24 protein-coding genes, 3 tRNA genes and 2 pseudogenes are annotated in these 24,346 nt (G+C 38.9%); 12 read left to right on the plus strand and 17 right to left on the minus strand.

What is annotated here, in order from left to right; genetic code table 11:
* Positions 1–156: 156 nt before the first annotated feature.
* From LMH66_RS04295 to LMH66_RS04315, 5 genes are all read left to right on the plus strand, one after another.
* A complete protein-coding gene (locus LMH66_RS04295) occupies positions 157–1,593 on the plus strand; it encodes a glyceraldehyde-3-phosphate dehydrogenase (protein ID WP_229368680.1) in 1,437 nt (478 codons plus the stop codon).
* Positions 1,594–1,832: 239 nt separating this feature from the next.
* A tRNA-Gly gene (locus tag LMH66_RS04300) sits at positions 1,833–1,908 on the plus strand.
* A 10-nt stretch (positions 1,909–1,918) separates the two neighbouring features.
* Positions 1,919–1,992: transfer RNA gene (locus LMH66_RS04305), tRNA-Cys, on the plus strand.
* A gap of 54 nt (positions 1,993–2,046) precedes the next feature.
* Positions 2,047–2,132, plus strand: a tRNA-Leu gene (locus LMH66_RS04310).
* Between the two features lie 810 nt (positions 2,133–2,942).
* Entirely contained in the window at positions 2,943–4,136 is a 1,194-nt protein-coding gene (locus LMH66_RS04315; protein ID WP_229368681.1) for an amino acid aminotransferase, read from the plus strand.
* Between the two features lie 79 nt (positions 4,137–4,215).
* Here LMH66_RS04315 and yvcK read toward each other — a convergent pair whose 3' ends face one another.
* Complete coding sequence (gene yvcK, locus LMH66_RS04320) at positions 4,216–5,112, minus strand: uridine diphosphate-N-acetylglucosamine-binding protein YvcK (protein ID WP_229368682.1); 897 nt, start codon at positions 5,110–5,112, stop codon at positions 4,216–4,218.
* Positions 5,113–5,284: 172 nt separating this feature from the next.
* Between yvcK and LMH66_RS04325 the strand changes: the two genes are divergently transcribed.
* Both LMH66_RS04325 and LMH66_RS04330 read left to right on the plus strand, forming a co-directional pair.
* The gene (locus LMH66_RS04325) at positions 5,285–6,091 is read left to right on the plus strand and encodes a glucosaminidase domain-containing protein (RefSeq protein ID WP_229368683.1); all 807 of its coding nucleotides are present in this window, start codon (positions 5,285–5,287) and stop codon (positions 6,089–6,091) included.
* A 3-nt stretch (positions 6,092–6,094) separates the two neighbouring features.
* Positions 6,095–6,727 carry a DUF2987 domain-containing protein gene (locus tag LMH66_RS04330; protein WP_229368684.1) on the plus strand — a complete coding sequence of 211 codons (633 nt, stop codon included), beginning with the start codon at positions 6,095–6,097 and terminating at the stop codon, positions 6,725–6,727.
* 77 nt (positions 6,728–6,804) lie between these two features.
* On the opposite strand, the gene ttcA is transcribed toward LMH66_RS04330, so the two are convergent.
* The 11 genes from ttcA to ccoN all read right to left on the minus strand — a co-directional run bounded on the left by ttcA (position 6,805) and on the right by ccoN (position 16,797).
* Entirely contained in the window at positions 6,805–7,743 is a 939-nt protein-coding gene (ttcA, locus tag LMH66_RS04335; protein WP_229368685.1) for a tRNA 2-thiocytidine(32) synthetase TtcA, read from the minus strand.
* Positions 7,744–7,812: 69 nt separating this feature from the next.
* The gene (gene uspE / locus LMH66_RS04340) at positions 7,813–8,742 is read right to left on the minus strand and encodes a universal stress protein UspE (protein ID WP_229368686.1); all 930 of its coding nucleotides are present in this window, start codon (positions 8,740–8,742) and stop codon (positions 7,813–7,815) included.
* Between the two features lie 86 nt (positions 8,743–8,828).
* The gene (etrA, locus tag LMH66_RS04345; protein WP_102527312.1) at positions 8,829–9,581 is read right to left on the minus strand and encodes an electron transport transcriptional regulator EtrA; all 753 of its coding nucleotides are present in this window, start codon (positions 9,579–9,581) and stop codon (positions 8,829–8,831) included.
* 55 nt (positions 9,582–9,636) lie between these two features.
* Positions 9,637–10,326 carry a sulfite exporter TauE/SafE family protein gene (locus tag LMH66_RS04350; RefSeq protein WP_102527313.1) on the minus strand — a complete coding sequence of 230 codons (690 nt, stop codon included), beginning with the start codon at positions 10,324–10,326 and terminating at the stop codon, positions 9,637–9,639.
* Positions 10,319–10,582, minus strand: coding sequence for a cbb3-type cytochrome oxidase assembly protein CcoS (ccoS, locus tag LMH66_RS04355; RefSeq protein ID WP_229368687.1), 264 nt, complete (start codon positions 10,580–10,582; stop codon positions 10,319–10,321). The genes LMH66_RS04350 and ccoS overlap by 8 nt, the downstream gene beginning before the upstream one ends.
* On the minus strand, positions 10,579–12,987 hold the full coding sequence (locus LMH66_RS04360; protein WP_229368701.1) for a heavy metal translocating P-type ATPase: 2,409 nt from the start codon (positions 12,985–12,987) through the stop codon (positions 10,579–10,581). The genes ccoS and LMH66_RS04360 overlap by 4 nt, the downstream gene beginning before the upstream one ends.
* Positions 12,987–13,466 carry a FixH family protein gene (locus LMH66_RS04365; RefSeq protein WP_229368688.1) on the minus strand — a complete coding sequence of 160 codons (480 nt, stop codon included), beginning with the start codon at positions 13,464–13,466 and terminating at the stop codon, positions 12,987–12,989. The genes LMH66_RS04360 and LMH66_RS04365 overlap by 1 nt, the downstream gene beginning before the upstream one ends.
* Before the next feature lie 116 nt (positions 13,467–13,582).
* Positions 13,583–14,551, minus strand: a complete 969-nt coding sequence (gene ccoP, locus LMH66_RS04370) for a cytochrome-c oxidase, cbb3-type subunit III (RefSeq protein ID WP_229368689.1) — start codon at positions 14,549–14,551, stop codon at positions 13,583–13,585.
* On the minus strand, positions 14,551–14,727 hold the full coding sequence (locus LMH66_RS04375; protein WP_102527317.1) for a cbb3-type cytochrome oxidase subunit 3: 177 nt from the start codon (positions 14,725–14,727) through the stop codon (positions 14,551–14,553). Before LMH66_RS04375 ends, ccoP begins: the two co-directional genes overlap by 1 nt.
* A gap of 10 nt (positions 14,728–14,737) precedes the next feature.
* The gene (gene ccoO, locus LMH66_RS04380; protein ID WP_229368690.1) at positions 14,738–15,352 is read right to left on the minus strand and encodes a cytochrome-c oxidase, cbb3-type subunit II; all 615 of its coding nucleotides are present in this window, start codon (positions 15,350–15,352) and stop codon (positions 14,738–14,740) included.
* Between the two features lie 11 nt (positions 15,353–15,363).
* On the minus strand, positions 15,364–16,797 hold the full coding sequence (gene ccoN / locus LMH66_RS04385; protein ID WP_102527319.1) for a cytochrome-c oxidase, cbb3-type subunit I: 1,434 nt from the start codon (positions 16,795–16,797) through the stop codon (positions 15,364–15,366).
* Positions 16,798–17,095: 298 nt separating this feature from the next.
* Between ccoN and LMH66_RS04390 the strand changes: the two genes are divergently transcribed.
* From LMH66_RS04390 to LMH66_RS04400, 3 genes are all read left to right on the plus strand, one after another.
* Positions 17,096–17,518: a hypothetical protein gene (locus LMH66_RS04390; RefSeq protein ID WP_229368691.1), complete on the plus strand. Its 423-nt coding sequence runs from the start codon at positions 17,096–17,098 to the stop codon at positions 17,516–17,518.
* A 101-nt stretch (positions 17,519–17,619) separates the two neighbouring features.
* Positions 17,620–17,853 (plus strand): hypothetical protein, encoded by a 234-nt coding sequence (locus LMH66_RS04395; RefSeq protein WP_102527321.1) that lies wholly within the window; start codon positions 17,620–17,622, stop codon positions 17,851–17,853.
* Between the two features lie 802 nt (positions 17,854–18,655).
* Positions 18,656–20,458, plus strand: a complete 1,803-nt coding sequence (locus tag LMH66_RS04400) for a protein adenylyltransferase SelO (RefSeq protein ID WP_229368692.1) — start codon at positions 18,656–18,658, stop codon at positions 20,456–20,458.
* A 57-nt stretch (positions 20,459–20,515) separates the two neighbouring features.
* Here LMH66_RS04400 and LMH66_RS04405 read toward each other — a convergent pair.
* The 4 genes and pseudogenes from LMH66_RS04405 to LMH66_RS04420 form a co-directional block, all read right to left on the minus strand.
* Positions 20,516–20,906, minus strand: a pseudogene (locus LMH66_RS04405) (IS3 family transposase); the annotation flags it as partial.
* 91 nt (positions 20,907–20,997) lie between these two features.
* The gene (locus LMH66_RS04410; RefSeq protein WP_229368702.1) at positions 20,998–21,267 is read right to left on the minus strand and encodes an ATP-binding protein; all 270 of its coding nucleotides are present in this window, start codon (positions 21,265–21,267) and stop codon (positions 20,998–21,000) included.
* Between the two features lie 18 nt (positions 21,268–21,285).
* Positions 21,286–21,453 (minus strand): annotated as a pseudogene (locus LMH66_RS04415) (transposase); the annotation flags it as partial.
* A gap of 67 nt (positions 21,454–21,520) precedes the next feature.
* Complete coding sequence (locus tag LMH66_RS04420) at positions 21,521–22,435, minus strand: LysR family transcriptional regulator (RefSeq protein ID WP_229368693.1); 915 nt, start codon at positions 22,433–22,435, stop codon at positions 21,521–21,523.
* A 102-nt stretch (positions 22,436–22,537) separates the two neighbouring features.
* On the opposite strand from LMH66_RS04420, the gene LMH66_RS04425 reads away from it, so the two are divergent.
* A complete protein-coding gene (locus LMH66_RS04425; protein WP_229368694.1) occupies positions 22,538–22,936 on the plus strand; it encodes a hypothetical protein in 399 nt (132 codons plus the stop codon).
* Positions 22,933–24,024, plus strand: a complete 1,092-nt coding sequence (locus LMH66_RS04430) for an alkene reductase (protein WP_229368695.1) — start codon at positions 22,933–22,935, stop codon at positions 24,022–24,024. The genes LMH66_RS04425 and LMH66_RS04430 overlap by 4 nt, the downstream gene beginning before the upstream one ends.
* A gap of 49 nt (positions 24,025–24,073) precedes the next feature.
* Here LMH66_RS04430 and LMH66_RS04435 read toward each other — a convergent pair.
* Positions 24,074–24,346: integrase core domain-containing protein (locus LMH66_RS04435; RefSeq protein WP_229368696.1), on the minus strand; the 273-nt coding region annotated here is incomplete at its 5' end.

Below are 24,346 nucleotides of genomic sequence, written 5' to 3' on the forward strand. Positions count from 1 at the left end.
CTAAAAATTTCTTACTGGCGAAAAAGCGTAAATTTCATTACAATGTCGCCGACCAAACGGGGATAACCCTATAAAATAATGACTATTGGTCTTTTCTTTTTGTTACTCAATGCTTTCTGCACCCTACGCTGAAATGTGAGATAAAGGATCTTTTTAATGAGCGCTGATAAACACCTACAAAGTTGGCAAGAACGTTTCGAAATGGCAGAGGCTATGCAGCCTTTACTTGGTAAACTATATCGTAATCAAGGCGTTGAAGTCTTAGTTTATGGTAAACCACTTTTAAACGCATCTACAATTGAAATTATTAAAGCGCATCGCCTAGTTCGTCGTCATATTGGCGAAAAATTACGCCTTCGTGAAAGCTTTCCATTCGTTGAAGCATTAAGCAAGTTATCAGTAAAGCACTGTAAAGTGGATATTGGCAAGTTAGCTATTAATTACTGGCGTGATAATGCTGATGCTTCTCAAATTCAAGCCTACATGACTAAAGAGTTAGAGCAAGGCTTAAACTTTGGTGACGATGTAGAATCTAAAGATGTTGTATTATACGGTTTTGGACGTATCGGCCGTCTATTAGCCCGCTTAATGATTGAAAAAACGGGTAAGAGTAATAAACTTTGTTTACGCGCAATCGTCTTACGTGGCGGTAAAAAAGGTGATTTAGAAAAGCGTGCTAGTTTATTACGTCGTGACTCAGTTCATGGGCCATTCAATGGCTCTGTTGAAGTAGACGAAGAAAATAACGCCATTATTGCTAATGGTACATATATTCAAATCATTTACGCTAATTCACCTGATCAAGTAGATTACACACAATACGGCATCAATAATGCGCTTGTTGTGGATAATACCGGTATTTGGAAAGATGAAGATGGTCTTGGTCTTCACCTTAAGAGTAAAGGTGCAAGTAAAGTACTGTTAACCGCTCCTGCTAAGGGTGCAATTAAGAACGTCGTTTACGGTGTGAATGAAAATGATATCCTTCCTGAGGATATGATTGTTTCGGCAGCAAGTTGTACAACCAATGCTATTACACCTGTATTAAAAGCAGTGAATGATAAGTATGGTATTGAAAACGGACATGTTGAAACAATCCATTCGTATACTAATGACCAAAACTTAATTGATAACTATCATAGTGCTGACCGTCGTGGTCGAAGTGCGCCATTAAACATGGTTATTACTGAAACAGGTGCAGCGAAAGCGGTTGCAAAAGCATTACCTGTAATGGAAGGTAAGTTAACTGGTAACGCTATCCGTGTACCGACACCAAATGTTTCAATGGCCATTATCAGTGTTAACTTAAACGGCGAAACAAATCGCGATGAGTTAAATGAATACCTAAAAGATATCGCATTGACTTCTGAGTTGAAAAACCAAGTTGATTACACTGATTCTACTGAAATTGTATCAAGTGACTTAGTGGGTTCTCGCTATGCTGGTGTTGTTGACTCTCAAGCAACTATTGCTGATGGCAAGCGTGCTATTTTATACGTGTGGTATGACAATGAGTTCGGTTATAGCTGTCAAGTAGTCGGCGTCATGCAAAAGATGCTTGGACTTACAACGCTTTCTTTACCAGAAGCGTAAACTTACTCAGTTAAGAACCATCATTTCAAAGGCACTTCTTAGTAGAAGTGCCTTTTTTGTTGGCTGTCATGGTTTAATAGACAATAATTGTTCAATACGTTGATTTATACATCAAACGGTTATAAAAGCTCTAAAATATAGTAATTCTGCATTGACACATTTGCGTAAAACGGTAGAATTCCATTCCGCACTCAGGGACAAATTGATTTATCGTTTTAACTAAGTGTTTTGTTTGATATGCGACATTAGCTCAGTTGGTAGAGCGATACCTTGCCAAGGTATAGGTCATCGGTTCGAACCCGATATGTCGCTCCAATCAAACAACGGCGCGATGGCAGAATGGCTATGCTGCGGATTGCAAATCCGTCGACCTCGGTTCGACTCCGGGTCGCGCCTCCACAATTTTGTTTAATTGTTTAGTGCTTTAAACTAGACGGTTAAAACAACACTTATGCCCGAGTGGTGGAATCGGTAGACACAAGGGATTTAAAATCCCTCGCTTAATAGGCGTGCCAGTTCAAGTCTGGCCTCGGGTACCATTATAAATAAGCCTCGACATTAGTCGGGGCTTTTTTATGTCTGACATTTGAGTAATTGAAGCAAGATAAAATCCCTCGTCGTTTTAAAAACAGGCGTGCCAGTTCATCTCAGGCCTCCGGTACCATATTCTCTTTTAAAGAGCTTACATACGTAAGTACGGTGCAAAAAGCCTCAACACTCTTGATGTTAACAGGGCTTTTTTATGTCTGACATTTGAGTAATTGAAGCAAGATAAAATCCCACGTCGTTTTAAAATCGGGCGTGCCAGTTCATCTCAGGCCTCGAGTACCATATTCTCTTTTAAAGAGCTTGCATACGTAAGTATGGTGCAAAAAAGCCTCAAGACTCTTGATGTTAACAGGGCTTTTTTGTATATGAAATTTGAGTAATTGAAGAAAGGTAAAATCCCTCGTCGTTTTAAAATCGGGCGTGCCAGTGCAAGTAAGGCCTCGGGTACCATATTCTTAATACAAGAATATGATACATAAGCAAGATACGAAGGCTTCAACATGCTTTACGCTAACGATGGCTTCTTATGTCGTTAAAGTGAGATGTTTTACATCAAATTCCATAGGATTTTTAAACTAAGACGCTTAGTCGAATTGTTAGCCATATCTATGAATAGTCATTTATGAATATGGAAAATCATCAATACGTTATTAAATATCCATTTAAAACCTAATTAAAATGTCAAATGTTCAAACTGTGAACTAATTCTTTGTTCATGACCAAAAGTCACTATTTCAAAAACCTATTCAATGGTATAAATACTAAAAATAGTGGTTCACTTCATACGAAGGAAAGAAGTAATGATATTTTCTCAGGTCCCTCAAGCTCCAGCCGATCCTATCTTAGGTTTAACAGATGCATTTAAAAAAGACACACGCAGTGAAAAGGTCAATTTAGGTGTTGGAATTTATAAAGATGAAGCAGGGCAAACCCCTGTACTTAAATCTGTTAAAAAAGCTGAAGCAATTTTATTAGAAGCTGAGAAAACGAAAAATTACTTAGGGATCGAAGGTGTAGAACAATACAATGCAGTTGTTCAAACCTTACTATTTGGACAAGGCAGCGACATCATTAATGACAAGCGAGCCTTCACTGCCCAAGCACCAGGCGGAACAGGCTCATTAAGAGTTGCCGCTGAATTTCTTGTTAGGAATACTGAATCTAAGACCTTATGGGTAAGTAATCCAACATGGGCTAATCATCAAAACATATTTCAAACTGCTGGCTTATCAATAAAAGAGTATGGCTATTACAAAGCAGAAACCCATGATATGGATTTTGATGCGATGATTACTGATTTACAAAGTGCTCAAGCTGGTGATCTTATTTTATTACACGGTTGCTGCCACAACCCGACTGGTATCGACTTAGATGCTGCACAATGGGAAATTGTTGGTCAACTTTGTGTAGATAAAGAACTTGTACCTTTATTTGATTTTGCCTATCAAGGTTTCGGCGCAGGAATTGAAGAAGATGCTCAAGGTTTACGCATTGTTGCTGCAAAAGTACCAGAGCTTTTAATTGCCAATTCATTTTCTAAAAACTTTGGCTTATACAATGAACGTATTGGCGCAGTTACTATCGTTGCTGCTGATGAAGACGCAGCCCAAAAAAGCTTTAGCCAGATCAAGAAAACTATTCGAGCAACATATTCAAATCCACCAGCACATGGCGGTTTGATTGTGAGTACTATCCTATCAGATAATGCTCTTCGTCAAGAATGGGAATCTGAACTGACCGAAATGCGTCAACGCATCGCCGAAATGCGTACTTTGTTTGTTGAGACATTAAAATCAGAAGGCGTTGACCAAGATTTCAGTTTCATCTCTCGTCAAAATGGTATGTTTAGTTTTTCTGGACTGAATAAAGATCAAGTCAATCGACTTAAAGATGAGTTTGCTGTCTATATTGTGGGTTCAGGACGTATCAGCGTTGCGGGCATGACAAAACAAAATATTCCGGTTATCTGTAAAGCGATTGCGCAGGTTATTTAAATCCGACAGATAACAAACACATTGTGATTACTGTCTAAGCCTATAAGCAAATACTTATAGGCTTTTTTATAAGCTGAATTTAAGTTGATTTGTTCATGACTGTTGATAATGCTGTAGCTAAAGCTTCTTTGTTATGTAAACCCGCATGATGATCACTTACAAGCGGAAAAAAACTTACAAATTCACCAACATCAATATGTTCTGCGTGACTGATGACATTATTGACAGCATTTCTTCCCAACAATTGGTTTATCCAGTTTAATTTATCTTCTAACAACAGTTTATTTGCTGCACAAACTTCGTTTGTTAAATTATCGATGAAAATAATTTGAGCATTTGAATTGGAAATGGCAGTAGCAATTGCTGGAAGTAAAAGAGGAGGTAATACACTAGTGAGAAAGCTTCCTGGGCCAATGATTATCAGCTCTGCTTTATTAATCGCTTGAATGGCTTCACAAGTTGCTGTTACCTGAGGTTCTAGATTTAGTGAACTAGGCACCTCACTCATTTCATCAACGTTCGTTTCACCAAATATCATCTGACCTTCGACATTTAGTGCAGTTAAATGTGTGGGTTCTTCAGACATGGGAATAATACGAGTATCAATTTTCAGAATGGTTCTGATTAATTTAATCGCTTCAAGTGGTCTGACGCAGAGTTGTTCTAGGGCATACAAAATAATATTGCCAAGATTATGGCCATTTAGCTCATTTTCGCCATTAAATCGATGATCAAATAACATTGTGCCGATAGAAGGACGATTGGCGAGCTGTGATAAACAGTTGCGCAAATCCCCCCATGCAATAGTTGTTTGATCTTGGCGGATACGACCAGTAGAACCGCCATTGTCAGTTGTTGTTACAATTCCAGTTAACTTGGGTCCTAAAAAGGATAATGCAGCAAGGACTCTGCCTAAACCGTGACCTCCGCCCAATGCGACGACGTGATCATATTGCTGTAATGGTTGGTTCATCATTTTTTGATTCCTTTCATACTCTTGATGACTTTTAATGCGACCATGGATAATGTCATTTCTAGCTATCGTCTGATGCTAAAAATGCATACTTAAAATAATAGCACAAACACAAGACTACTTTTAGTTATGATTCTCGGTATAATCAATGAAAATTATTTAGGAAGGATTGTTTTTGAGAACAGGTAGAGTGGGTAAGTTCACCCTTGGATTAGGGGTTGTTATAATTAGCATTATTTTGATCCGTGTTTGGCTTGTTCCTACACTGGAGAAAATTTTAGTATCAACACCAGAAATTCAGCAAAATGAGAAAGAACAAGAAACAATTCCTAATTTTACTGAGATCAGTGATATTCCAACTAAAAAACAAGTGTTTTTTGATTATATGGCGCCAGCTGTAAATCATCAAAATGCGCTTATTTTAAAAGAACGAAATTTTTTAAAAGTCATCCTGGCAAACCTAGCCAATGAAAAAGCATTAACCGATGCCGAAATCTTTAAGCTAAAACAATTAACACAGAAATATAATTACTCTGTAAAAAAGTTTGACGAAACGACCTTAACGCCCTTGTTAATTAGAGTCGATACCGTGCCAGCAAGAATGGTATTAATACAAGCAGCAAACGAAACAGGCTGGGGCAGCTCTAGGTTTGCTAAAGAAGGCAACAATTACTTCGGACAATGGTGTTTTTCTAAAGGTTGCGGTTTAGTACCTTTATCCAGGAAAGCAGGAATGAACCATGAAGTAGCGTCGTTTGATACACCTGAAGATTCAATAGCAGCTTACATGCTAAATTTAAACACCAATTCAGCATACCGTTTATTAAGATCAATGAGAGCTGACTTACGTTCACAAAATATCGAACCTTCAGCTGAGAAATTAGTTTTCGGACTCATTCATTACTCAGAACGTAAAGATGCTTATATTGATGAACTACTAGAGATGTTACGCCAAAACAAAGCGTATTTAGCAGGATTATAGAAAATGAAGTTAGTAAAGATACCAATGTTAGTCGCTTTCGTGTTGTTAAGTCCAACATCGATCGCTGATTCTGTTTCTATTCCATATGCAGGTTTTTATGAAAGACTAAAACAAGTTAATAAACATAATTATCAGTTGGTTGAAATTGCTTTTAGCGTACCTAAAAATGATAACTGTAAAATGCTTTCAGGTAACATCACCACTGAAAAAGATGAATTCCCACTGACTTACGATAAACACCAGCGTTTATATTTGCCATTTGATGCACAATTAAAGTCAGACCGAGGTTTGTTAAATATTGAAGTAGAAGGGGACTCTTCACTTTGTGGTGTTGCAATGCAAGTACGTGCTAAGTCAACTCAACAAGAGTATGTTCAAGCGGAACTCATGGCAGTTAAGGATGATATGGATGCATTGTTAGATGGTCAGCAAGGTTTCCCAATGAAGTATTTCCGTAAACCAATTACTGGACTTACATTTAGCTTTTCGGATTCCGACTTACCTGTTATCGCAACAATTGATGGTAAAGCACAATCAATTTCAAACCAGTTACAACTCACTTCTGAACAATTAGCAAACCTAAAAGCCTTAAGTTTTAATGCCATGCCCTTTGTTGTCAGTCCTTATGTCATTTGAACCGTTGAAATAGCAAAGCATAGAAAAAACAAAGCCCTCAGTTGAGGGCTTCTTTTTTGCAAGAACAGACCAACCATTTACGGTATGTAAGTTGTCACTATATTAATTTTAGCTGCTTCATCTAAATTGATATGACCATTATTCGTGGTATCTAGAAAATCAAAAGCTGGTAAATCAGATTCGGCTACATCGCCAGATAAAGGAGCATCTGCATCGCGCTGCAAACTGATAAAATCAAAAGCGTTTCTATCAACACCTTGAGACGGTGACGTGTTCTGCATCGCAGTATAAATTGTTTCAATACGACCTGGAAAGTCACGATCCCATTGATTCAACATATCCTTTACAGCGCCACGTTTTAAGTTCTCTTGTGAACCACACAGATTGCAAGGGATGATAGGGAATTTTTTCAGCTCTGCATACTCTGCAATGTCTTTCTCTTTGCTGTAGGCTAAAGGTCTAATGACCATGTTAGCACCGTCATCTGATAACAATTTAGGTGGCATTGCTTTCATTTTTCCACCGAAGAACATATTTAAAAATAATGTTTCAATGATGTCGTCTCTATGATGACCTAGAGCAATTTTTGTCGCACCAATACGTTGTGCAAATCCATATAAAGTTCCGCGACGCAGACGAGAACATAAAGAGCATGTTGTCTTGCCTTCAGGGATTTTATCTTTAACGATTGAGTAAGTGTCTTTTTCAAGAATATGATATGGCACTGCTAACGTATCTAGGTACGCAGGCAAAATATCTTCAGGAAATCCAGGCTGCTTTTGATCTAAGTTAACTGCAACAATTTCAAATTTAATTGGTGCACGCTTTTGCAAGTTCAACAAGATGTCGAGCATTACATAGCTGTCCTTACCGCCAGAAAGGCAACACATGATAACGTCACCTTCTTCAATCATTTGATAGTCTCCTATCGCACGACCAACATCATGACGTAATTTCTTTTCTAATTTAGCTTGGCGATCTGCCAAGTGTTTTTCTTGTTGTTGCATTTCAGACATTAAAAAGCGCCCAGTAACTATCGTTTCAGGGCGCGTATTATTCCAGCATTCAAGCCGATGGTAAAGACTTTAGTCTTCAAGAGGTGATTTATAACCCTCAGGCTTTACTGCAAGTAAGTCACAATTGATACTATCGATGACATGTTCAGCGGTATTACCAATTAAAGCTGCTGAAAAACCAGTTCTACCCACAGTCCCCAAGATGACTAACTCTGCATCGAGTTTTAAGGCAAGCTCAGGAATAACATCTTCAGGTAAACCTTCTTCTACATGGCAGTTTTCTAAAGGGATATTAAAACTGTTGGCCAAATATTGAATTCGCTGTTCATGCTGCATTCTGACGGTATCGTTATAACTTGCTGCATCGAATTCAGGTAACTCAATGGCTAAATTAACCGGCGTACCAGGGTAACCATTCACTAAATGGATTTGGGCTGAGAATTTAGCTGCAAGATTCAACGCATTTTCAATTATTTTGGTATTGAGTGTTGAATGCTCATCATCTTCTGAAGCCACATTTACTGCACATAAGATTTTACCAGCCACTGGCCAATCATGTTCTTTTACCATTAATACTGGAATAGGGGCTTTACGTAACAAATGCCAATCAGTTGGAGTAAAAATAATAGACTTTAATTTGTCGTGTTCATGGGTACTTTTTACTAATAAATCGACATCTTGTTCGATGGCATATTTTATAACGCTTTCGAAAGGTCTGTTATGCCAAACCACTTTAGTATCAATTGTTAAGCCTGATTTAGCGTAAGGAAAAATAGCTTCAGCTAACCAGCTTTCGCGTTGGTCAATAACACCCTGACGCATAGCTTCTCTTTCGTGGCTTGAAAGAATTGAAGTCATTTCATAAGAAAAATCAAAAATGGTGAGAAATGCAGTGATAGATGCATTGGACTTGGAAGCAAGTTCAACGGCTCTAGCCAGAGCAGGTTGATGGTCAGTCATTGGGTTAATGACTACCAAAATCTTATTATAATCCTTCATAAAACCTCCAAGCTGTTTTTATATTACTATCACTCTTAACTGCGGTGATGTCGTTGCGTTAGATCATAAAATGAAAACTAACTCAATTAAGTGGCAATTCTTGAGTTTCCAGCTAATTGGCTGAGTGCAACATGATCAATAATAGTGATGTATTTGCCTTTGACTTCAATCAAACCTGCTTTTTGAAACCTGCCCAGTAATCGACTAATTGTTTCAACCGTCAAACCAAGATAGTTACCAATATCACCACGGGTCATCGTTAACCTGAATTCATGAGGTGAGAAGCCTCGACTGCCAAAACGGTTTGCAAGATTATTGATGAATGCAGCAAGACGTTCTTCTGCATTTTTCTTCGACAATAACAAAATCATTTCTTGATCGCCCATGATCTCATTACTCATTAAACGCATTATTTGCTGTCTAAGCTTTGGCATTGTGCCAGAGAGAGTATCTAATGTGTCATATGGGATTTCACACACCATTGCAGTTTCTAAAGCTTGCGCAAAACTTTGGTGAATTTGAGAATGAATGCCATCAAAGCCTATAACGTCACCAGCTAAATGGAATCCGGTAATTTGTTCATCACCTTGCTCAGTGATAGTAAAGCTTTTGATTGTACCAGAGCGAATAGCAAATAAGGATTTGAGAGGATCACCTGACTTGAATATCTGGTCGCCTTTTTGTACTGGTTTTTTACGTTCAATAATTTCGTCTAGTTTATCTAGTTCGTTATTATCTAACGTGAAAGGAATGCAAAGTGACTCCATGCTGCAATCATGACAATGAATTGCACAACCACCAGTAGATGCACGAAGCTGTTTAGTTTGATCTGTAGGCATATATACTCTCAATTAATTACTACAATACCATGTTAAACTAATAACAAAGCTTGAGCTAGTTTAGCTGCATGATGGCGATATAAATAGTTTGTAAGCCAAATACTACAATCAAGATCCCACTTAAAAGTCGTACTTGCTTTTTTTGAACCCATCCAGCTAATTTTTTAGCAGTTAATCCAGCACTTAACAATGCAGGCAGTGTTCCAAGGCCAAAAGCAAACATTACCAAAGCTCCGTTCAATGCATCACCTGATGCAACTGACCAGGTTAAAGTACTGTAAACTAAACCACAGGGTAACCATCCCCAAATCATCCCTGCAATCGTTGCTTGAAACTGGGTTTTAATCGGCAACAATTTATTAGCAATAGGTTTGAGTAACGACCATAAACCTTTACCAAGTTTTTCAATATGGACGACTCCGAACCATATTTGGGCAATATAAAGTCCAGTTATTATCATCATAATGCCGGCAAGTATTCTTAAACCAATGAGATAACTGTCAACATCGAACATGTAGCCTAATGCGGCACTACTTGCTCCAGCCAACGCACCTGCAATCGTGTAACTCGCAATACGGCCAAAATTATAACTGAGTAAAAAACTTAATTGGTTTGCCAAACGATTTGAAGATGTTGCTGGTAAATTAGTAGCAAAAGCGCCAATTAAACCACCACACATTCCAAAACAATGTGCAGCGCCCATTAATCCGACCAGGAATGCTCCCCATACATTATATTCAATCAATTTGCGGAGTCTTTTGGGTTGCAGATTTATCCGAATCAATTAGCTCATCATCAAAAGAGTTAGCAGTTACCACGTCATCATTGAGCGTCTTAGTATTATCTGTAGTCACAGTAGGCTTATCTTCATCAAATAATATCGACACACTTTGCCTATCAAGATCATCGAATTGTTCTGATTTTACCGCCCAAAAAAATACGGCTACAGCGACCACGACGAAAAGCATGGCAATGGGAATTAATACGTAGATGATACTCATAGTTTTACCCTTAGCAGGCGAAGACTGTTAGAAACAACAATGATTGAGCTTATCGACATACCAATCGCCGCTATATACGGTACGACATGACCAGTTACGGCTAACGGCAATATAATGATGTTGTAAGCAAACGCCCAAATTAGATTTTGTTTTATTATTCTATTGGTTAGTTTAGCAAGTTTTATTGCTTGAATGAATTTAGAAAGATGATCGCCAAGTAAAATTAAATCAGCGCTATTTTTAGCTATTGCGCTGCCACTTCCCATTGCCACAGACAAGTTGGCACCAGCGAGTACTGGGGCATCATTGATACCATCACCGAACATAGCAACCTGCTGTTTTTGTTGTAAATTATTTATCAATTCAAGTTTGTCTTGTGGGCTTAAGCCTGCATAAGCTTGTTGAATATTTAATTGACGGGCTATTTCAGTGACATGTTTACTGCTGTCACCACTTGCCATGCTGACTTGAATACCTAACGCCTGAAGTTCTGTTACAGCTTGTGCACTATCAATACGGATAGCATCTTGCAAAATAAAGCAGGAAGCTATTATGTCATCAATAGATAACCAAAGTAATTGGCCTTTACAATGTGACGCATCGAGGCCGACAAACTGAGCATTACCCAATTTGACGGTATGTTCATTAACCTTGGCAGATATTCCTAGCCCAACATGGTGGATGATCTCTGTTGCGATGATGTCTGAATTAACAAATGGTGCAAATGCTTTTGCGATGGGATGAATGGAACCCATCTCAAGCGCTGCAGCATAATTAAGAGCTGAATGCTCATTAACAAGGTCATCTGTAATAATTGTTTTTTGAATAGAGACAGTTCCGCACGTTAATGTGCCGGTCTTATCAAATACGACATGTTCGATTAATGGTAGTTTCTCAAATACGCCCGCTTTTTGAACAATAATCCCCAGTTTGGTAAATATTGCCGTTGAACATGTGATTGCTGTTGGTGTTGCTAGCGCAAGTGCACAAGGGCAGGTTGCGACTAATACCGATAACATGACCCAGAAAGCATCATCTGGTGAAATAAATAGCCAACTAAAATAGGTGATCCCCGCTATAGCAATAATGGCCGTTGAAAAATAGCTGGCAGATTTATCAACGAGCAAGGCAATTTTAGGTTTCGTATTTGAGGCTACCTCTTGTAAACGGATAATTTCAGCGACTAATTGATCTTGACCTAATGCGGTTACTTGAACAGTAATAGGTTGGTCTACATTAATAGTGCCAGCATACACGGTATCTCGCTCACTTTTGATAAATGGCTTTTGTTCGCCAGTTAACATTGATTCATTTAAGCCTGACTTACCTGATAATATGATCCCATCAGCAGCAACGACTTCACCAGGTTTGATTAAAATGGTATCTCCAACTTTTAATCGTTTAGCTGGAATTTCAGATACTTCACTAGTAGAGGAGTTATTTACTGAATAAGTTATTAAATTAGCTGTTAATGGTATGAGTTTGTGAAGATTACTCGAACTGACGGATGCGGTTTGTTTTGCTTTTTGTTCGAAAAAACGTCCCAATAGCAAAAAAAAAGTGAACATGGTGACAGACTCAAAATACACTTCACCAGTGCCGTTTATTGTCGCAATACAACTGGCTATATAAGCGCCAGCGATAGCTAAAGAAACGGACAAATCCATATTGACCTTACCGCCGAGCAAACTTCTAACGGCACTGAAGTAAAAAGGTTGAGCTGAGTAAAAGACCACAGGAGCGGCAAGCGTCATACTAACCCAGCGAAAGTAATCCCGCATTTCTGTGTCTTCTAAAATGAAGTAGTCAGAATATAAAGCCAGTGCAAACATCATCACTTGCATGGTAACGAATGCAGCTAACCCAAGACGAAGTAAAAACTTTCGCGATTCTTGTTTACTGAGTTTTTCCTGTTCGTCTATTTGATAGGGCGCAGCTTGATAACCAATACGGCTGATCTCTGATAGTATTTCACTGAGTTTTACACGCGAATCATCCCAACAGACTAATGCTCTTTGGGTGGTAGAGTTGACCGCAATGCTAATTATGCCAGGAAGCTGTTTTAATTTATGTTCAATTAGCCAAGCACAAGCTGCGCAAGTTATCCCTTCGATAGAAACTGAAAGCGTATTTTGGTTATCTTTTGAATGGACTAAGTCTTGTTGGATTTCAGGAAGATCATACGCAGAAAATTGAGCCAACTCAGATGGAACAAGCGCAGTTTGCTTATTGCCTGGTTCACTTCTAAATTGATAATAGCTACTTAACCCCGAATCTATGATGGCTTGAGAAACAGCCTGACAACCAGGACAACACATAAGTTGCGCCTGATTATCAATAACCGTTGTAAATTCGCTACCAGTTAAAACAGGTTCATTACAGTGAAAACAATTTTGCATGAATATTAATTTAACCAGTATTCTACATCGTCTTGTATATCAATACGTTGCTGGATACGCCAGCTATTATCAAAGCCTTGTAATCTTACATTCCATGGGCCTGAAATTGCTTCAGATAATCCGATTCTGAAATCACCGTTACCATCTGCTGTCGCATTGATTCTAAAATCTTTGTCTTCAAGAGTAGGGTGAATGAAACTGACTTGTAGTGCAGCGCGGTATTCAGGGCCGCCGTGCTGAGAAATTTTTAATTCGTGGTCATCAACTTCAACTAAAAACTGCATACCTAAGTTTTTGGCTTGTTTGATTTTACGTAAATCCATATTAATGGCTTTACCTTCTTTATAGTAATCATCAGAAACCAGTGAGTCTGCATTATCAATTGCAATGCCCATTGCTACCATACTTTTAATTACAACGACAAGAAGTAGCACAACAATAAACCAAGGCCAAAAATGCTTATACCAGGGTTGAACATCAGACATAAAAAGGTCCTAAATATTAAGAATTATTATTGTGTTATTTTACCTTGAAAAGGCTTAATAATCACTTAAAAAAAAGGCTTCGTTTTCACGAAGCCTTTGATGTTACTGAGGTGTAACTATTTGTTTGATAAGCTATAAACGTAAGCAGAGATTACATGAACTTTTTCTTCACCTAAGATCTCGTTCCACGCTGGCATGACACCAGCACGACCGTTTGCAATTGATTGCATCACTTGCAAGCGACTGCCACCGTATAACCAAGCATTGTCAGTTAAATCAGGTGCGCCCATAAACTTATTACCAGTGCCGTCCATTCCATGACAAGCAAAACAGCCTTTCATAAATGAACCTTGACCTTGCGCTGCTAACGTAGCGTCATGATCACGACCAGATAGTTTGAACACGTATTCAGCTAAGCCTTGTATTTCACTGTCTTCAATCGGTAAACCGCCTTTTGGAGGCATCATACCGTTTCGACCGTTCATGATAGAAGTCTTAATTGTGGCTAGTTCACCACCGTATAACCAATTACCATCAGTTAAATCAGGGAAACCAATACCACCACTACCTGTTGAACCATGGCATTGAGCACAATTTTGCAGGAACAAACGTCCACCAACTTTTAATGCTTCTTCATCTTTAACTAAATCTTCTAACGGTGTCGCTAGATATGCAGCAAAGATAGGACCATATTTTTCATCAGCAGCCGCAACTTCACGGTCATATTGTGATAAACGATTTTCAGCTTTAGCGAGTTCAACAGCAGCTTTCGAGTCGGCTTTAATACCTTCTTCGTAACCCACACTTTGGTTAGAACTCGTCCAACCAAATAAACCTTGGTAACTACCAAGACCTGGGTATAACGCTAGGTAAATCAGGCCAAAAACAATACTGAGATAGAACATGTATGCCCACCACTTTGGTAGTGGGTTGTTTAGTTCTTCAATACCGTCAAAGGTATGACCCATTGATTCGCCTTCTTCAATTCCGGTCTTGTTCTTTGAACAAGCACGTAAAAGGAAGAAACAACCAGCAATAACTAATAGCGTCGGAAAAATAATCCACACATTCCAAAAGATACTCATTACTTATTATCTCCTGAATGATTAGTTTGGCTTTTAATTTCTTCGTCAGAAAAAATCAGGTTAGCGGCTTCATCAAAACCAGCTTTGCTTTTAGAGCTATACGCCCAATAAAAGATGCCAGCAAATACGACCATAACAATAATGGTAAGAATGCCTTGTAACGTTCCGTAATCCATAATTGCCTCCTTATTTCAGCGCGTGGCCTAAAGACTGAAGGTAAGCGATTAACGCTTCTAATTCAGTTTTGCCTTCAACAGCCGCTTGAGCGCCAGCAATTTCTTCTTCGGTATACAAATTATGATCCGGATGGAAATTACTTAAGATTTGCATCTTCTTACCAGTGAGTTTTCCGTCTAGTTTATTTTCAGCTAACCAAGGGTAAGCTGGCATATTAGACTGTGGAACGACATCACGAGGGTTAATCAAATGCACTTCATGCCATTTGTCACTGTAACGACCGCCAACTCGAGCTAAGTCAGGTCCAGTTCGCTTAGAACCCCACTGGAATGGGTGGTCCCAAACTGACTCACCAGCTACAGAGTAATGGCCATAACGTTCTGTTTCAGCACGTAAAGGGCGGATCATTTGGCTGTGACAGTTATAACAACCTTCACGGACATAAATATCACGACCTTCAGTCTGTAAGGCAGTATACGGAATTAACCCTTCAACTGGTTCAGTTGTATCCTTAGAAAATAGCAACGGAGTGATCTGAACTAAACCACCAAAACTGATGGCAATAACAGTAAAGATACCTAGCAGACCGATGTTTTTTTCGATAATTTCATGATTAAATTTCATCGTTCTGCTCCTTATGCTTTTTCTTCAGCTAATGCTGGTAAAGTATCTTTAGGTGCATTAACGGTACGAATGACGTTGTACGCCATAATGAACATACCAGTTAAGAAGAACACACCACCAATAAAGCGGACAAAGTAAAATGGGTAAGAAGCTTCTAAGCTTTCAACAAAGCTGTAAGTTAATGTACCGTCAGAGTTAACTGCACGCCACATTAGACCTTGCATCACACCAGAAATCCACATTGCTACGATGTATAATACGGTACCAATCGTCGCTAACCAGAAATGCACATTCACTAGGTTAGTACTGTACATACGGCCGTGACCGAATAACACAGGTATTAAGTGATATAGCGAACCGATAGAAACCATCGCAACCCAACCTAATGCACCAGAGTGAACGTGACCAACAGTCCAATCTGTGTAATGCGAAAGGGCGTTTACTGTTTTAATCGCCATCATTGGTCCTTCGAAGGTAGACATACCATAGAAAGATAATGAAACAACTAAGAATCGTAAAACTGGGTCGGTACGTAACTTATGCCAAGCACCTGATAACGTCATAATACCGTTAATCATGCCACCCCAAGATGGAGCAAATAAGATTAACGACATCACCATACCTAGAGTCTGAGTCCAGTCAGGTAACGCAGTATAATGAAGGTGATGTGGACCAGCCCAAATATACAATGCAATCAATGCCCAGAAATGGACGATAGAAAGACGGTAAGAGTAAACAGGGCGACCAGCTTGTTTAGGTACGAAGTAATACATCATCCCTAAGAAGCCTGCAGTTAGTAGGAAACCAACCGCATTATGTCCATACCACCACTGTACCATCGCATCGACTGCGCCTGAGTACATGGAATATGATTTGAATAAGCTCACAGGAACCGCCATTGAGTTAACAATGTGCAGTACTGCTACCGTGATAATGAAAGCACCAAAGAACCAGTTAGCAACATAAATGTGCGACGTAGTTCGTTTAATGATTGTGCCAAAGAACACTACTGCATAAGCAACCCAGACAATGGTAATTGCGATATCAATAGGCCACTCAAGTTCTGCATACTCTTTACCTGAGGTGAAACCCATTGGTAAGGTGATTGCAGCTGAGAGGATAATGGCTTGCCAACCCCAGAATGTAAATGCAGCTAATTTAGGTGCAAATAATCGGGTTTGACAGGTGCGTTGTACGATATAGTAGGATGTTGCGAAAAGGGCTGAAGTACCAAACGCGAAAATCACAGCATTCGTATGTAGCGGTCTAAGACGACTATACGTTAACCATGATGTTTCAAAGTTTAGTTGTGGCCAGATTAACTGGGCCGCAATCAATACACCAACTGCCATACCAACGATTCCCCACAAAACTGTGGTTAATGCGAATTGGCGAACAATAGTGTAGTTGTAATCAGCGCCTGTAGGCTGGGAATGATTCATCATAATGCTTCCACGGCTTATTACTTTTACTTTTAATTATAGTAAAGTAGAACTTTACCTGTTTAGGCTGACATTCGCTGAAAAAACAACCTAAAATGAAGTTGCTTTTTAACGCGCTGTCAAGGTGTTACCTCATGTTTTTTGTATCTATCATGAGGTAATGCAATGATACTTGAGCTGCGTCAAAAAAGATACTCAGAGAACCTGAGGAAACTTGATCCAGATCAATTTCCTAAAGATAATGTTATCAATTTGAATCATGAGGTTATTATTTGTGCGATATTTAACAAAGTGTGCTTTCTTGTTATTTTTTATTGCTAATTTAGTAGGATGCGATTCTCAACCCCCTATGGAAGTAAGCAAAAGTGAAGTTGTTGATCAAACGTTATGTCAATTTGCTGAAAAAACTTGTGAACAAAGTGTAAACAACCAAACCGTGTCTCTCATGATAAACCCTGTTTTCACACCAAGTGAAAAACCATTAGACATCCAACTTACGTTTTCAGTACCTGTAAGCGATGTACAGATTAGAATTGAAGGTCGCGATATGTTTATGGGCGTTATTCCAGTCAGACTAGAAACCGATGATCAAAAATCATTTAAGGGAACTGCAATTTATGGATCTTGCAGCAGTAATTATATGGTTTGGCGAACAATAGTGATCTATAAACAAGATGGGGTCAGCAAGTCTACCTGGTTCGATTTTTTAGCTGATAACGAATAATAAGGCAATTAACATAAAAATATTAGTTAACAGTTTAAATCGTGTTGATAATCATTCTCATTAATATATAATTGCTATATTGAATTTTTGAGGACAACACAATGACACAACTTAATATTTCTATTCCACTTGATAAAATGGCTTCGCTTATCCAAAGTGGACACATCTGCGTTGCAGATATTAAAAGTTTAGATATAGAAACAAAAAAGCAGCTGTGGCAGTTATGTTTGATGTCTTGTAAGAAACGCGTGTATTGTGACGAGGCTGTGACAGCTAACCATCAATCACCTGAACTGATAGATGAGCAGCTTATTTCAATGTTTCGTAACGATTAGACACTATTTAGGATTAAAATATTAGGGATTAGACTTAAAAGGGGTTAGCTTCTTTATAGCATACTCATAATTCGTTTCGCACAATCTATAAAAACGCAATTTGATATAACCTAAAGCTTATAAGCAACTATCATCCGCTTTGTGCCTCATCAAATATTGTTTAAATTTTAATCTTACATAAAAATCCAAGCCATTTCTGTAGGCTTTGTGTTTGTGTTTGTGTTTGTTTTTAGCATTCAATTTAATGATTCAATACACCTAGAATAGATAAGTGCTTTAGAATCGATTCTCCACAAATATCACATTCTACTTCTAGATTATTCTCAAGCTTATATAGATTCTGATTTAGCTGGATAAGTCGTTCTAGTTTTGATCATGTCATCGATATGCTTTATTTCATATTGTAATTATATCTTCTGCATCAATGACATAATGGGTATCCCATTAAGTGTTTAGATTTCTACCTTAACAAGGTTATCAGTCAGCAACATTCTATGTTCTATCAATGTTGCTATTGATTGTTTCATTGCTTGTTTAATGGATTGTTTAGTCATACTGCATGCTTCAATTTGTTAATCGTTAATCAAATTTACAAACATGTTTATTCGAAATTATTTTACAGTCACTCGATTTTAGTCACGCATCCTAAAGCATGACTACTAAAGAGACATCCTTAACTCACATCATTATTTTTTAAGATGATTATTTTTTTGTTACTTGTTAAAACTATTAACTTATCAACTGAACCGTTAGGATAAACAATGCATTGAAAATTTTCTTATCAATCTTGGTATAACTATATATGTCCAATCGTCAGTCTCAACAAAACAGCGTAAAAATAACGACATTAACTCAACTCGCTAGTTCAGCAAGTTATTCACTTTTGGATACCTTACATAGAGATCCAGATGCTACAAGTAGCGGTATTGATTACCAACCTCGACAAGTATTCTCAGGCCATTATGTCCCAGTTAGACCGACTCCAATTGCAAATCCCAAATACGTTGCACACAGTAAAAACTTGTTTTTAGAACTTGGTTTTGACGACAGTTTGGCGACGTCCCCTGATTTTGTACGTCTATTTTCGGGAGACTTGTCTCAGGTTCCTGAGCCTATGCGTCAAGTAGGGTGGTCAACTGGTTATGCGCTTTCTATTTACGGTACTGAATATATTCAGCAATGCCCATTTCAAACGGGTAATGGCTATGGCGATGGTCGCGCGATCTCAGTATTTGAGGCCGTTATCAACGACCAGCGTTGGGAAATGCAATTAAAAGGAGGCGGGCGAACACCATACTGTAGAGGTGCTGACGGTCGAGCTGTATTACGCTCAAGTATTCGTGAGTTTTTAGCTCAAGAGCATATGCACGCTCTAGGTGTACCTACATCGCGTTCTTTAAGTTTGTATGTTTCAACGGATAAAGTACAACGTCCATGGTACTCAGAAGATTCACGCTCGGAAAATCCTGATATATTAATATCCGAACCTGTTGCGATTACAACGCGCGTCGCACCGTCCTTTATTCGTGTTGGACAACTTGAGCTTTTTGCTCGACGTGTCCGTCATCAAGAACACGCAAATGCATTGCAAGAACTCGAAAAGATAGTGTTACATTTAATACAGCGTGAATACGCTGATGTAATCGATAAGGAGCTTCCTTTAGCTGCACAAATAATTTTATTGGCAAAAGAGTTTAGAAGTCGGCTAACATCGCTCATCGGACAATGGATCCGAGTTGGTTTTTGCCAAGGTAATTTCAATAGTGATAATTGTGCAGCAGGTGGTTACACACTTGACTATGGCCCCTTTGGTTTTTGTGATGTTTTTGATCCTCAATACTCGCCTTGGACAGGTGGAGGACTACATTTTTCTTTGATGAACCAACCTAACGCAGCACAAAAAAACTTTGATAGTTTTTGTTCAGCTTTACGTCCTTTGTTATCTGATGAGCATGATTTTTTAAGACAATTTGATGAAATTCAAGAAGGTTTTTCAAATGTCATGCATACACAAATGAATACCATGTGGGCAAAAAAGCTCGGTTTTGAACATTTAAACATGAATAATCATCAGCAACTTTACAACTCGATGCTCAGTGAGCTAGACAAGCTGATGAAGCAAACGAAGGTTGATTATACTATTTTCTTCCGAGAGCTCTCCTCTATTCCAGACGATATAACCCCTTTGCAAAAAAGTTTTTATTCCGATTTAGCAGAGGGGGCAGGTGAACAAACATTGAATCATCGCTGGAAAGCGTGGCTTGATGATTGGAAAGTACTTATCAACATTAGCATTAGTGATATCAGTTGTGATAATAGTATTGCTAACAGTGCTAATAACAATGTTTCTGGACCACAATCGACCAAAGAAATATCTACACATATGAAACTTGTTAATCCTAAATATATTTTACGTGAGTGGTTTGTTGTACCTGCTTATCAACAAGCCGCAGAAGGAAATTATGAATTGCTGCACGAACTGCAGGACGTAATGACGCAACCTTATGCAGAATTATCAAAAGATATAGAAGAGAAATACTATCGATTAAAACCGACTCAATTATTTGAAGTCGGGGGGGTATCACATCTTAGTTGTTCATCGTGAGATAATAAAATACATAACCCTATTGTTAAGATGCAAAGCTTGATCAAAAAGTACTGCTCAACCCAAATTTGACACTTTTAGTTCAGAATATTCAAACTCTACAGGTGACAGTTCATCATTAGCAGATTGAAGTCGCTCCAAGTTGAAATATTTCATGTAATCAATCACATCTTGCTTTATAAACTCCCTTTTTAGTTGAGTAACTTTAAAAAATCCAATCGTGTTACAAACTACCAAAAAAAAGTTCAACGACGGTATTTTTCCAACACGGACCAACATCCCACATACTAGCCCGAATACCATAGCTCGATAGCAGCTTGCCGAATTGTTTGCTGTTATACTGTGATCTTCGGTCATTGTGAAATACGAGCGCTCTGGACGGTTGGTGCAGGTAGAAAGCTTTCGTTAATGCCTTAGATATCAAATCCATGGCCATAAGCTTGTATATTATTAGACGTCAATTAACTTAGCCGTATTTGACTTCACTTTCTTCATTGCTTGTTTTTTTACGGTAGCTTTCTCTTTCGATTTTATATATATCACTGTGGTGAAATAAGTCGATCTATTGCGGCAACTGTCATCATGTTATAGCCAAATATACTGTCCCACTTACTAAAAACTTGATTTGATGTGAGAAACAAGCTTCCATGCTCATATCGATGAGCAATCAATTCAAACTGCACTTGGCTTTCACTATCTCTTTCTTTGAAGTAGCCGATATCGTAGAGTATCAGCAATTCATATTTATCGAGCTTTTTGATCGCGTCATTTGAACCAAGGGATTCATTTGCCCGCTGTATCTCTTGCACAATGGTGGTATTGGTACTTTCCTTCCAGTTGTAAAGCAGACTAGTGCTAACCCCAAGAGACTTTACTGCATCAGAAACGCTATAACCTTGCTCTAGCAACATCAAGACAACTTCCTCTTTATATGCTTGTGGATAACTCTTATGTGATTTTTTTGGCTCATATAGATCTCTTAATTTATTGTCCATACTGTCTCAAAATTAAGTGTCCGATGGAATTAGACCAGAACATGACTATGTTGTCTTGGTTAACTGCTCAAAATAATGGCGGGTAATTAGACTCAAACGTTTGAATCTTTTCTTTAATGAAATCGATAACTGTGCGAATTTTATAACTGGGGTAATCACTTTGTAAGTAGACCAGCTGCAGTGGAATACTGTCGGCAATATAATCAGCAAATAGAAGAACTAGAGAACCTTGATGGACCTCTTTGGCGACATCAAACCAGCTTTTATACGCAATTCCTTCACCCGCTAATGCCCAATCTTTGATAACTGCGCCATCGTTGCAGTTTTTATTGCCAGTGACATTTACTTCGAACTGCTGGGCTTTGTGACTAAAACGCCATTTGTGCCAAGGTTCACTACCGCGACTCAAGATGAGGACCTTATGTTGGGCTAGCTCTTCAGGGTGTGCAGGTAAACCATGAAGTTCGATATAGCGGGGGGACGCAACCGCAACTCTAGGCATAAGTGTCAATTGTCGCCTTATTAAACTTGAATCTTCCAAGTGGCCATAACGCAGTGCTAAGTGTATATTTTGGCTAATAAGGTCTGTCATTTGGTCGCCAAAATACAAGGTGATTTTAAGCTCTGGCGCGGTGCTAGCGAACTCATCTAAACATTGGCGAATAATATTGCGGCCAAGATCTGACGGCAGTGCAATACGAAGATCTCCTTTCAGCTCCCCCCGATTATCCGCCAAGGCATTGCTGGCACTATCGAGAAGTTGTAATGCTTTCCTACCCGATTCGATGAATAGGTGACCCTCTTCTGTGAGTTTCATTTTCCTTGTTGAACGGGCAAAAATTAAGCAATCAATTTTTTTTTCTAGCCTCTGTAGCGCTGCACTGGCTGCTGCAGGTGTCATACCAAGCTCACGGCCTGCGGCTGAGACACTTTGTAGCTCAGCAATACGGATGGCCAACTTAAGATCATTTAGATGGTACATATCAAATATTTTTTGAAAATGATTTTAATACTAGCCCAATTATCAGAATAAGTTAACAGGGTTATATTGCTTTAGAACATTTGAAGAATGAGAGCACTGACCATGGAAATCACACATAGCCATATAAATTTACATGCCTCTCAAAGTTATGTGGTCAATACACTATTGACTGATGTGCTGGGATTAAAGAGTGGTCATCGCCCTAATTTTCCCTTTAACGGTGAATGGTTATACCAAGATGACAAAGCGTTAATTCATATTATCGAGTCGAATAACCTGCAGCAATGCACTTTCGATCATATCGCTTTTGATACTGACATGAGCTTAAAAAATTTAACCCAAAAGTTGCAGCAAAATGCCTTAAAATACAATATCAGGCAGTTCCCTGATAGCAATACAATACAAGATTTTGTCCGTGTCGGAGAAGTAGAATTGGTCCCCTTGGAGACATCAAGTCAACAACACTTAAATGTTTATAGCCAACTTCAGGAGTTATTATGAGCCTTTTTACCCCATACCACAAATCTCACTTTTCGCTAGATAATCGTATGGTTATGGCACCAATGACACGTTCTAGAACTACCCAACCTGGAAATATACCCAATGATATGATGGCTACATACTATGGCCAGCGTGCATCGACTGGTTTGATTATTAGTGAGGCGACTCAGATTTCTGCAGATAGCCAAGGTTATTCATTTACCCCTGGAGTTTACACTCAAGACCAGATTGCTGGTTGGCAGAAAGTAACGTCGGCAGTGCATAAAGTGGGTGGCAAAATATTTAACCAACTGTGGCATGTCGGGCGGGTATCTCATCCGGTATTTCAACAAGGTGGAGCTCCAATAGCACCTTCAGCAATCACACCAACCGATACGAGAGTCTGGGTCGTAGATGAACTTCATCCTGATGGGCAGATGGTCGATTGCCCAATGCCTAGAGAGATGAATCAAGCTGATATTGACCGCGTAGTGACGGATTTTGCGCAAGCTGCAAAAAATTCAATTGATGCAGGTTTCGATGGAGTGGAGATCCACGGCGGCAATGGTTATTTAATAGATCAGTTTTTACGCACTAACTCCAACCATAGAGCGGATGCATATGGTGGTTCGCCATTAAAACGGATTCAGTTTTTACTCGAGATTGTTAATGCAGTAAGCGCAAAGGTTGGTTCCAATAAAGTCGGTGTTAGATTAGCGCCTTTTGTCACATTTAAAGATATGGCCTGCCCTGAAATTGTCGATACCATTTTATTGGCAGCGGAATCTCTAGGTCAGATGGGTATTGCTTATGTTCATCTTTCAGAAGCAGATTGGGATGATGCACCAAAGATCCCAGAGAGTTTTAGAATCAAGCTAAGACAGGTGTTCAGTGGTACCATTATTGTTGCTGGGAGTTATGATGTTAAACGTGCTAGTGCTGTGATAGACAAAGGTTATGCCGACTTAGTTGCTTTTGGTCGCTCATTTATTGCCAATCCCGATCTACCTTTTCGTTTACAGTATCAGCTGACTTTAGCTGAATTTAACAAAGGACCATTATTTGGTGGCGGTGCAGCTGGTTATATCGATTACCCTAGCTACCTATAAATACTGTCTTGCATAGTCTTTCCACCAGCTTAGGTGCTGGGTGTAGTGGTCAACTAATATTGGCCACGATCTTAGAGTTTAACCAGAACAATCGTTCCGATTCATTGGGCGTCAGTCCGCCGTTATATTGATGTGGACGAAGCTGGCAGTAATATCCAATTATGTATCGTGTTATTTCGTTCTGAGCTTCTGTAAAATTACGATACCCTGTTGTTGGTATCCATTCTGTCTTAAGGCTCCTAAAAAAGCGTTCCATAGGACTATTATCCCAACAATTCCCACGTCGAGATAAACTTTGTTTGAGCTGGTATCGCCATAAAAG

It is taken from the genome of Shewanella sp. 10N.7, from assembly GCF_020806285.1.
In the GTDB taxonomy this organism is placed as follows: Bacteria; Pseudomonadota; Gammaproteobacteria; order Enterobacterales; family Shewanellaceae; genus Shewanella; species Shewanella electrodiphila.

Excerpts from the sequence above, each read along its gene's own strand:
- LMH66_RS04295 (WP_229368680.1), top strand. The coding sequence starts at position 157 with ATGAGCGCTGATAAACACCTACAAAGTTGGCAAGAACGTTTCGAAATG.
- LMH66_RS04315 (WP_229368681.1), top strand. The coding sequence starts at position 2,943 with ATGATATTTTCTCAGGTCCCTCAAGCTCCAGCCGATCCTATCTTAGGT.
- yvcK (WP_229368682.1), bottom strand. The coding sequence starts at position 5,112 with ATGATGAACCAACCATTACAGCAATATGATCACGTCGTCGCATTGGGC.
- LMH66_RS04330 (WP_229368684.1), top strand. The coding sequence starts at position 6,095 with ATGAAGTTAGTAAAGATACCAATGTTAGTCGCTTTCGTGTTGTTAAGT.
- ttcA (WP_229368685.1), bottom strand. The coding sequence starts at position 7,743 with ATGTCTGAAATGCAACAACAAGAAAAACACTTGGCAGATCGCCAAGCT.
- uspE (WP_229368686.1), bottom strand. The coding sequence starts at position 8,742 with ATGAAGGATTATAATAAGATTTTGGTAGTCATTAACCCAATGACTGAC.
- etrA (WP_102527312.1), bottom strand. The coding sequence starts at position 9,581 with ATGCCTACAGATCAAACTAAACAGCTTCGTGCATCTACTGGTGGTTGT.
- ccoS (WP_229368687.1), bottom strand. The coding sequence starts at position 10,582 with ATGAGTATCATCTACGTATTAATTCCCATTGCCATGCTTTTCGTCGTG.
- LMH66_RS04365 (WP_229368688.1), bottom strand. The coding sequence starts at position 13,466 with ATGTCTGATGTTCAACCCTGGTATAAGCATTTTTGGCCTTGGTTTATT.
- ccoP (WP_229368689.1), bottom strand. The coding sequence starts at position 14,551 with ATGAGTATCTTTTGGAATGTGTGGATTATTTTTCCGACGCTATTAGTT.
- LMH66_RS04375 (WP_102527317.1), bottom strand. The coding sequence starts at position 14,727 with ATGGATTACGGAACGTTACAAGGCATTCTTACCATTATTGTTATGGTC.
- ccoO (WP_229368690.1), bottom strand. The coding sequence starts at position 15,352 with ATGAAATTTAATCATGAAATTATCGAAAAAAACATCGGTCTGCTAGGT.
- ccoN (WP_102527319.1), bottom strand. The coding sequence starts at position 16,797 with ATGATGAATCATTCCCAGCCTACAGGCGCTGATTACAACTACACTATT.
- LMH66_RS04395 (WP_102527321.1), top strand. The coding sequence starts at position 17,620 with ATGACACAACTTAATATTTCTATTCCACTTGATAAAATGGCTTCGCTT.
- LMH66_RS04400 (WP_229368692.1), top strand. The coding sequence starts at position 18,656 with ATGTCCAATCGTCAGTCTCAACAAAACAGCGTAAAAATAACGACATTA.
- LMH66_RS04420 (WP_229368693.1), bottom strand. The coding sequence starts at position 22,435 with ATGTACCATCTAAATGATCTTAAGTTGGCCATCCGTATTGCTGAGCTA.
- LMH66_RS04425 (WP_229368694.1), top strand. The coding sequence starts at position 22,538 with ATGGAAATCACACATAGCCATATAAATTTACATGCCTCTCAAAGTTAT.
- LMH66_RS04430 (WP_229368695.1), top strand. The coding sequence starts at position 22,933 with ATGAGCCTTTTTACCCCATACCACAAATCTCACTTTTCGCTAGATAAT.